The 9488-nt window shown below is 42.9% G+C and carries 7 protein-coding genes; 3 read left to right on the top strand and 4 right to left on the bottom strand.

Features of this window, described 5'->3' with window-relative positions; genetic code table 11:
- Nucleotides 1–440: 440 nt before the first annotated feature.
- The 4 genes from B9T16_RS22140 to B9T16_RS22125 form a co-directional block, all read right to left on the bottom strand.
- On the bottom strand, nt 441–590 hold the full coding sequence (locus tag B9T16_RS22140; RefSeq protein ID WP_410245781.1) for a DNA adenine methylase: 150 nt from the start codon (nt 588–590) through the stop codon (nt 441–443).
- 30 nt (nt 591–620) lie between these two features.
- Complete coding sequence (locus B9T16_RS22135) at nt 621–872, bottom strand: hypothetical protein (protein ID WP_410245780.1); 252 nt, start codon at nt 870–872, stop codon at nt 621–623.
- Complete coding sequence (locus B9T16_RS22130; protein WP_410245779.1) at nt 873–1226, bottom strand: hypothetical protein; 354 nt, start codon at nt 1224–1226, stop codon at nt 873–875.
- Nucleotides 1227–1631: 405 nt separating this feature from the next.
- Complete coding sequence (locus B9T16_RS22125; protein ID WP_410245778.1) at nt 1632–3089, bottom strand: recombinase; 1458 nt, start codon at nt 3087–3089, stop codon at nt 1632–1634.
- 446 nt (nt 3090–3535) lie between these two features.
- Here B9T16_RS22125 and B9T16_RS22120 point away from each other — a divergent pair, with 446 nt between their 5' ends.
- The 3 genes from B9T16_RS22120 (at nt 3536) to leuS (ending at nt 9051) form a co-directional block, all read left to right on the top strand.
- Nucleotides 3536–6049, top strand: coding sequence for an HD family phosphohydrolase (locus B9T16_RS22120; RefSeq protein WP_006616679.1), 2514 nt, complete (start codon nt 3536–3538; stop codon nt 6047–6049).
- Between the two features lie 14 nt (nt 6050–6063).
- Complete coding sequence (locus B9T16_RS22115; protein WP_006616680.1) at nt 6064–6354, top strand: hypothetical protein; 291 nt, start codon at nt 6064–6066, stop codon at nt 6352–6354.
- Nucleotides 6355–6471: 117 nt separating this feature from the next.
- Nucleotides 6472–9051, top strand: coding sequence for a leucine--tRNA ligase (leuS, locus tag B9T16_RS22110; RefSeq protein ID WP_410245777.1), 2580 nt, complete (start codon nt 6472–6474; stop codon nt 9049–9051).
- The last annotated feature ends 437 nt before the right edge of the window (nt 9052–9488 follow it).

Below are 9488 nucleotides of genomic sequence, written 5' to 3'. Positions count from 1 at the left end.
AAGTAATTTGTATAAGTTAATTCTGCTTTGACCTTGGGTTCCCTGCCTTGATTTGTATCGTGTGATACTAATCGCTGGGACATATAAACAGTTATGAGGATGGTCAGGAGTGCGCTCCTTTGTATTCAACCAAGGGGTTGAAGTCCCCACCAGGCGGTTATTTCAGGTATTTCAACCTTATTTCATGCCTGAACGTCTCGCACTCCTGTATTTAATCTATGACTAAATCCTTGAGTAATATTAATATAATAAGCCCATGCTAGTTCAATATCACTATACTTAGTTGGATTCTTACAAATTATTTTTGCCTTATTATGCTCTGATTGACTATATAATGTAGCTTGAATTTCATTATTAAGTTCAATAGGGTATTTTTTGGCTACTCTATACAAGTTGATTAAAAGGTTGCTTGTATCGTTAATGCACTCTCTATAATCGCATTAATTTGTTACGGTAGGTAATGCTTTTAAAAATAACAAAGTAGCTCCACCGGCAAAAGGTTCTACATATATTTTGTGTGGTGGGAAATATTGCAATATTTTAGAACCTATTCGTTGCTTTCCCCCGTAATAACTTAGTAAAGGTTTCATTGTTGTGATTTCATTAATTAATAATTGATGTTAGGGTTTTCTCCAACCATCATCAATATCATCTCTGTTAATTGGAAGAGGGGGTGATTGCTTTTTATCTTCTAACTGTTTTTTGCAAACTGTTGATGGTATAAAATCACTAACATATCTAATCAAATAATTTAGGCCATTTTGGATACCGTCTAACCTATTCTCAATAATTAGGTTTCCTGTATGCGTAATGAACATACTGATAATAATCGCGACAATAATTAACCCTAATTCAACTATTACCAAGTTCATTTATATTAATTTCCAAAAATGAAGTGTAAACCATTTAATCCTTTCTAGTGGAGAAAATGAAGCGTAAAAATTGCTATATGGTGGTGATTCAATTATTTGATATTCATGCCATATAATTTCACGTTTAACCATCATATTCTGCTTCACATCATTGTATGTGTAAAATTTTAACCACCCTGCCATTTTCCAGTACACGGGTACACTGTCAGCGTCAAATAATATCCTGATAAATTTACTGCCAGAAATGTCAGGCAATTTTTTAGTACCGTGTAGAGTACTATCATCTTCTATCCTAAAATTAAATTCATAAACCTTAAACCAGTTACTCTCTGATATATTAAGTGCATTAGGCATTATCTGTTAATTTATTGTTGAGTGTTTAGCATATTTTCTAATTTGTCGATTTTTTCTGATAATTCCTGAATTGCCGCAATCACTAATGGTATTAGTTTGTCATACATGATTGTTAAGTAATCTATTTTTTTGTCGTCAACTTCAGGACTATCTGTATGGTGAGTAACATTTGAGTAACTAGGCATAGTTATCGGGTTGAGTAATAGCTCGCTATCGCTGTCAGGATAAGGGTTTATAGTTAACACACTCTGACGGAACCCAAGCGTCTATATAGCCTACAACCCCTATTCTACCGTTACTTAGGTGTTACTCAAAGCCATAACAGGATCCATCAATCTGTAGCCATAAAATAACCCCTAGGGGTTTAATCTAGGGGTGTTAATTTATGAAAGGTTGACGATTAGATTAATCTATCTGATAGATAACTCTGAGAAATGCCTTAGCTTCTGGAGTGTCAACATCAAACCCTAACGCTGTTAACCGTTCTATGGCTACGTTCAATGGTATAGGTAACTTAGAAACCCCTTTGAGGACTTCTAAGGTAGCGTCAATCCCTTCTGTTTTATATTTACTCTCGTTGACGATTGTGCTATGTCCCATAAGTCTCGCTCTCAACTCAATAGGTAGTCCATACTTTTCACCTAACAGGTTGTACAGCCTACGAAAGGCATATTTTTGAGTTACCGGGCATTTCATAGAGGAAATTTTTTGACTAAACAAGGCCTCAAATCCTGTAACTATGCTTTTGGGTTTACTGCCTTTTTTAGGGGTGTACTGAGGCAATAAAGGCCTTTTTAATTCCAGGAACTCAAACATATCAAGGCTAGGTATTGGATCTACAATCCTTCCCCCTGTTTTAATACTCACTTTCCGACCTTCTGCGTCAGTAAAATAAGTGTAATCTCCTAATACCAAGTAATTGTCTTGATTATCAGGGTCTGATAGTGCTTTGATGATTACACCATCTTCAGTTACAAATGGCTTAGTTAGATTAACGGCGGCGGCTATTTCAGTTGGCCTCAGTCCGTACATTACTGTCATACCAGTCACCCATAACCAGTTATGTCGGGATGATTGATGTTGAGGACCTTTAATAGTATAGGCTTCTTGTTTGGCGCTATACCACCAATCCTTAAAGGCATCAATGCTTATACGCTGTTTCTTTTTGAATTGCGTTTGTTTGGGGTTAATAGGTTCAAGCTGTTTAAGCAAGTGGTCTTTGTTAGGTGATTTCTCGGCTATGGCTTTTAAAATGTAGTAACGTTCCTTGAAAGTTTTGGAGCCTACTAATTGTTCTCCATTCTGCAAGGGAATATATAGCATAGCCTTGAAACTCTCCCAGCTAGGATATTCATCCCAGTTAGGGAACAGCCTGAAATATGCCCCTTTAGTAGTGTCGTAAGACGCTAAGTCACTAGCGATATCGCGAGAACGCTTCCGTCCTGTGTTGCGGTTGTACCCGGCAAAATACTCATCCTCTAGTTGTTGGAATATTTCCCGATAGGCTATCAGATTATCCTCAATCTGGTTCTTTCCTAAGATAGTCGCATCGTACCAATCCCAAAATTCACTAGCGCTAGTGATAGTCCCTAGGGCTTCTGATACCAGTTTAGCTTTCTTAACCCCGTCTATCACCCCTTGAGGTGTACACTCAAGRTTAGCTGTCTTGGGTAGCCGTTTCCCGGTAGGTGGTTGCTTAAACTGCAATAGCAGGTTGTACCTAGTCCCGGTCTTTTGAAGTTTGAGAGTTACCCCTTTGGGACATTCCCCCTTAAAATCCTGATAAGCTTTCATGAACCTAGTGTAATTGTCGTCATAGTTGCCCTTTCCCCCTACTGTAGGGGTATCAGTAGCGTTACTCATTTTTTACTCACTTGTTACTCTGTTATGGCTTTGAGTAACACCTAAGTAACGGTAGAATAGGGGTTGTAGGCTATATAGACGCTTGGGTTCCGGCGGATAGATTCTGACCTGGCTCCGTTGCGAACCAACTCGATCGCCCCATTAGGATTATAATACGATTAGACGTGATAGGTAGATGTCCATTTTCCTGGCATCGAGCCCCTCAAGGGACGCGGCAAATCTATGTATCCAGACACTCAAAAAAGGGGGGAGTTCGCGGGACTTATACCCGTCCGAACAAAACACAAGTTAAAATAACAAACACTGCCCGCCGCTAGGCGGAAAGGGGGCGGATTCGGGGGGTCTAGGGCCTAAATAACTACTGGTGCGGAAATCTGACTCATCCCAATTGAGCAATATCGCGCTGGGTATTTAGGTTAAATTTAAATCATGCCGGATAGGTTTGTATGGATAGGTTTGAGTCAATCACCCGACAGATTGAACGACTTCGGGGTCATACTCGCCATTTATCATCGCGAGGAGGGACGGCTGAAGTGGTAAATCAAGGGACAAATAAGCAAAAATCCAGGGCGATCGCATTGAAGAACTCAGAAACTCAGGCGGGAAACGGTAACAGTTCCCCCACCGGAAAAAGGCGATCGTCTCAAATCAGTTATCCCGTCCTGTGGGTAATAGCAATTAGCACCCTCACAGGTGTCATGGGGGTTCGCTTTTATAACCAACCCAGATTATCAGTCGGCAGATATGCTCCTGAAGCCTTTATCGCTCCCGCTGATGCCAGCATTGAAGATCTAAAAACCACCGAAGAAAAGCGCCGAGCCGCTCAAATTGGCGAGATATCGGTTCTGGTTATCGATCCGACTATTGACCGGGAAATTCGGCAAAACCTCGAATCAGTATTTGATCAAATTAACACCATTCGAGAACTAGCTGGACCTCTTCCCTATGTCAATACTGGCATTGTCTCCACAGATGTCCAGAGCCATATTCGCCAGCTACCACAACGACAATGGCAAGAGTTGATTACCAAAGTTAATCAGACCCCTAGTTTAGAAACCACCGACGAACCGGAAACCGTCACGGTCGATAAATCTAATATCCAAAAGTTTAAGAGTAAATTGGAGCAGGAAAGACAGCAACGTAAGGCTTATTTACAACTGTCTCAATACCGCAACCGAGTTGACGAGGAAGTTTTTTCAGATTTAATCGCGGAAATCTCAAATGCTCGTCGCAGCTATGCCCAAGCGGTTGATTTACTCTCCGAACAACAGACCTCAGAAGCTAGAGACTTATATGATACCACTGTATTAAACTGGTCTGATCCACTGTGGCAAGAGACCCAATTTAGCATTTTACAGATAGCTAGACAAATGCTATCCCAAGGTATCGCTCTAGGTTTACCTAATGACATTATCAGACAAGCTGCCAGTCTCCATATTAACGGTGTAATTCCCCCAGAATCCCAAGGCTTTGCTCATACGGTTTTAAGTAGATATCTGCGGCCTAATTTGATTAAAGATCCCGTGGCTACCCGACGACGAGCCGAATTAGCTGCCCAAAAAGTTGAAACCGTGGTGGTGAATGTCAATAAAGGTGATGTGATTATCCAACCAGGTGAGACGATCACTCAGCGGGAATTTGTCATCCTTGACTATTTTGGGAAGAGTGAACGGGGGATTAATTGGAGAGGCTTAATGGGGTTTGTCTGCTTAGTGACAGTCTCCATTTTGATTGTGCTTGTGGTGCAAAAAAAATTCCGTCCGGGTTTGCGCCGACGAGATTACATTCTGTTATTGATTTTGAGTCTCAGCACTCCGGTTTTATTGCTGTTAAAAATACCAGCTACTAATTTGCCAGCGGTGGGGTTATTAATTGGGAGTTTTTATGGCTCTGCAGTCGGTGTTACTGTGGTAACTATGCTCTCAATAATGCTGCCTATTGGTATGGAAATTGAGACCATTTCCCTGGTGGCTAGTGCCGCTGGTGGTCTGGTGGGTAGTTTAATGGCTGGGAAGTTGCGATCGCGTGAAGAATTAGCCCTCCTCGGTGGGGTGGTAGGTGTCACTAAAGGGCTAGTGTATTTAATCGCTACCCTGATGATAAGTTCTACTGCTACTGTGATTTTTCATGTGCTGCTGGGGGCGGTCACTCTCAAGGTTTTTGAAGGTTTGGCTTGGAGTATTGTAGCTTTAGGATTAAGCCCCTATTTAGAGCACGTTTTTGACCTAATTACACCCATACGATTAGCAGAATTAGCTAATCCTAATCGCCCCCTACTGAAAAGATTAGCCACAGAAGCCCCTGGCACTTTTCAGCATACCATGTTTGTGGCTACTTTAGCAGAATCCGCCGCCAGCGCCCTAGGCTGTAATGTGGAACTGGTACGCACGGGAACCCTGTACCATGATATTGGTAAAATGCACGACCCCCTAGGATTTATTGAAAATCAGATGGGTGGTCCGAATAAACATGATGAAATTGACGACCCCACAGAAAGCGCTCGCATTATTAAAAAGCACGTCAGCGAGGGGTTAGTTATGGCTCGTAAATGTCGCTTACCTAAAGCTATTCAGGCTTTTATTCCCGAACATCAGGGAGAAATGTTGATTGCTTATTTTTATTATGCAGCCCAACAGCGAGCTCAAAAAGATGATAGCATTGTGGTTAAGGAAGAGGATTTTCGCTATGATGGACCTATCCCCCAATCTAGGGAAACTGGTATTGTGATGTTAGCAGATTCCTGTGAGGCGGCATTGCGATCGCTTAAAGATGCTACCCACGAAGAAGCCCTACAAATGGTTAATAAAATTCTGCGCGCTCGGTGGCAAGATAATCAATTAGTAGATTCGGGATTAACACGGGAAGATATGGCGAAAATCGCCGAAATTTTCGTCCGGGTCTGGGAACAAGTTAACCATAAACGTATCACTTACCCTAAAGGTGTTTTCTCATCAAGATAATGGATATTTGACAAATGTTTTCCCAAGTGTATTATTTACTATGTTCTCAACAGGATGGTCAATATGTAGCCGCTCATCCTAACCCCGATTTACCAGAAAGCTATGTGCTGCTATTTGCCGAACATTTTGAAGCCCTTAGCTACCTGAACCAACATGGCGCAGAAGTTAGCGATCGCTTTACCGTTGAATCTATATCAGGTTCTCAAATTAAAAGCATTGTTCAACGTTGGGGATTTTCTGGGTTGGGGATGGTAAAAGACCCCCTGATTCCCACCATTGAATTTTTATCCATTCAACCGGGATAATTATAACCGCTCCCTGGGGTATCTCCTCTGACTGCATTTCACAGATGCCATGGAGCCCTCAATGTGCAAAAATAATCCCAGAGAGTTCTATGATCATCAACAGCGCGGAGTTAAACTGTGGAGTCCCGATATAATCCTGCATCCATCGAACAGAAGTGGCAAAACACATGGGCTGAACAGGGGTTGTACCAAACCCATCAAGACCCCAATAAACCCAAATTTTATGCCCTATCCATGTTTCCCTACCCATCGGGAAGCCTGCACATGGGTCATGTGCGTAATTACACCATCACCGATGTAATCGCACGACTCAAGCGGATGCAAGGATATCGCGTCCTACACCCCATGGGATGGGATGCCTTTGGACTACCAGCGGAAAATGCAGCTATTGATCGCGGTATCCCTCCCCAGACCTGGACCTATCAAAACATAGCCCAAATGCGCGAACAACTCCAACGGCTGGGATTTTCCATTGATTGGGATGCCGAAGTAACCACCTGTTCCCCGGAATATTATCGCTGGACTCAGTGGATTTTTCTGCAATTTTTCCAAGCCGGACTCGCCTACCAAAAAGAATCGGCCGTTAACTGGGACCCCATCGACCAAACCGTATTAGCTAACGAACAAGTTGATAATGAGGGGCGTTCCTGGCGCTCTGGTGCTATAGTAGAACGGAAATTATTGCGCCAGTGGTTTCTCAAAATTACCGACTACGCCGAAGAACTCCTCAATGACCTGGAAAAACTCCCCGGTTGGCCAGAACGAGTGAAACTGATGCAGGCTAACTGGATTGGTAAATCAGTGGGGGCGCGTTTAGATTTCCCCATTGTGGGAGTTGATGATCAAATCTCTGTGTTTACCACCCGTCCTGATACGATCTATGGGGTGACTTACGTTGTTCTCGCCCCAGAACATCCCTTAGTCGCCCAAGTTACCACCCCCGACCGTAAGGCTGAGGTAGAAGGGTTTATTAAACAAGTGACCGCTGAAAGCGAAATGGAACGCACCGCTGAGGATAAACCCAAGCGCGGCATTCCCACGGGTGGAAAAGCTATCAATCCTTTTACTAAAAAAGAGGTTCCTATTTGGATTGCAGATTATGTCCTGTATGAATACGGAACTGGGGCGGTGATGGGGGTTCCCGCCCATGATGTCAGGGATTTTGCCTTTGCTACTCAATACAATTTGCCCATTCGTCAGGTGATTGTTCCTGATGATGCTGATAACGATAATGACCCGGATGATGAGGTGAAGCAAGCCTACACGGAACCGGGGATTATGGTAAACTCAGGGCCTTTTAGCGGCGAACACTCTAGCCACGGTAAACAGGCGGTGATTGAGTATGCGGAAGATGAAGGCTATGGGGAAGGAAGGGTTCAATATCGCCTCCGGGATTGGTTGATTTCTCGTCAACGCTATTGGGGTTGTCCAATTCCGATTATTCATTGTCCTGACTGTGGGGCGGTTCCGGTTCCTGATGCGGATTTACCTGTGAAATTGCCGGAAAATGTGGAATTTAGCGGCCGTGGTCCGTCTCCGTTGGCAAGTTTGGAAGATTGGGTTAATGTTCCCTGTCCGAGTTGTGGCACGCCAGCGAAGCGGGAAACTGACACTATGGATACGTTTATTGATTCTTCCTGGTATTTCCTGCGCTATCCTGATGCTCAAAATGCTGACCAGGTTTTTGATTTAAGCAAAACTAACGATTGGATGCCTGTTGATCAGTATGTGGGGGGAATTGAACACGCGATTCTACATTTGTTGTATTCCCGCTTTTTTACGAAGGTATTACGCGATCGCAATTTATTAAAGTTTGATGAACCTTTCCAGCGCTTACTAACCCAGGGTATGGTGCAGGGGATTACTTATAAAAACCCGAAAACTGGTAAATATATCCCCCCTGATAAGGTGAACACCAATGAACCTAAAGACCCGGAAACAGGCGATCGCTTGCAGGTTTTCTTTGAGAAAATGTCGAAATCCAAATATAATGGAGTTGATCCATTATTAGTAATGGAAAAATATGGCGCAGACACCGCGCGTATGTTTATCCTCTTTAAAGCACCCCCAGAAAAGGATTTAGAATGGGATGATGCTGATGTGGAAGGACAATTTAGGTTCCTTAATCGGGTCTGGCGGTTAGTTACAGAATTTGCGGCTAATCACTCTGTTAGTAGTACCAAATCAACTACTGAGAATCTGAATAAAACTGAAAAAGACCTACGCCGTGCCATCAATAATGCTATTAAAGAAGTTACGGAGGATTTAGAGGGGGATTACCAATTTAATACGGCGGTATCGGAAATGATGAAATTGAGTAACGCCCTATCTGATGCTACCCCCATTCAAGACTCGCCTATTTATCAGGAAGGAATCGATACTCTGTTAAAACTTCTGGCTCCTTTTAGTCCCCATATTACTGAGGATTTGTGGCATCAAATTGGTCATGGTGATTCGGTACATTTACAATCTTGGCCGACTTTTGACCCCAGTGCTTTGGTGGTGGATGAAATCACTTTAGTAATTCAAATTAATGGCAAAACTCGCGGCACTATTCAGGTGGCTAGTGGGGCGGATAAATCCACTTTGGAACAACTAGCCAAAGACTCAGAAATTGCTCAACGACACCTGGAGGGTAAGCAGCTACGCAAGGTAATTGTTGTACCTGGTAAGTTGGTTAATTTTGTGGTGGGTTAATTTACCATTTGATGATGTTTGGTAGGGTGTGTCAGAACCAGGCTATATGAATCCTCACCGAACAATTATCGGCGCTACGCACCTCAATCAATTATCTCTAATGATGATTTTAGTAGGGTGCGTCAGAACCAGGCTATATGAATCCTCACCGAACAATTATCGGCGCTACGCACCTCAATCAATTATCTCTAATGATGATTTTAGTAGGGTGCGTCAGAACCAGGCTATATGAATCCTCAACGAATAATTATCGGCGCTACGCACCTCAATCAATTATCTCTAATGATGATTTTGGTAGGGTGCGTCAGAACCAGGCTATATGAATCCTCACCGAACAATTATCGGCGCTACGCACCTCAATCAATTATCTCTAATGATGATTTTAGTAGGGTGCGTCAGAACCAGGCTATATGAATCCTCAACGAATAATTATCGGC

Origin of the sequence: Arthrospira sp. PCC 8006 (assembly GCF_046480465.1) — a bacterium.
In the GTDB taxonomy this organism is placed as follows: domain Bacteria; phylum Cyanobacteriota; class Cyanobacteriia; order Cyanobacteriales; family Microcoleaceae; genus Limnospira; species Limnospira platensis.
Note: the sequence above shows the minus strand (reverse complement) of the source record. Positions and strands in the feature narration are given on the sequence as shown.

Excerpts from the sequence above, each read along its gene's own strand:
- B9T16_RS22135 (WP_410245780.1), bottom strand. The coding sequence starts at position 872 with ATGAACTTGGTAATAGTTGAATTAGGGTTAATTATTGTCGCGATTATT.
- B9T16_RS22115 (WP_006616680.1), top strand. The coding sequence starts at position 6,064 with ATGTTTTCCCAAGTGTATTATTTACTATGTTCTCAACAGGATGGTCAA.
- B9T16_RS22130 (WP_410245779.1), bottom strand. The coding sequence starts at position 1,226 with ATGCCTAATGCACTTAATATATCAGAGAGTAACTGGTTTAAGGTTTAT.
- B9T16_RS22120 (WP_006616679.1), top strand. The coding sequence starts at position 3,536 with ATGGATAGGTTTGAGTCAATCACCCGACAGATTGAACGACTTCGGGGT.
- B9T16_RS22140 (WP_410245781.1), bottom strand. The coding sequence starts at position 590 with ATGAAACCTTTACTAAGTTATTACGGGGGAAAGCAACGAATAGGTTCT.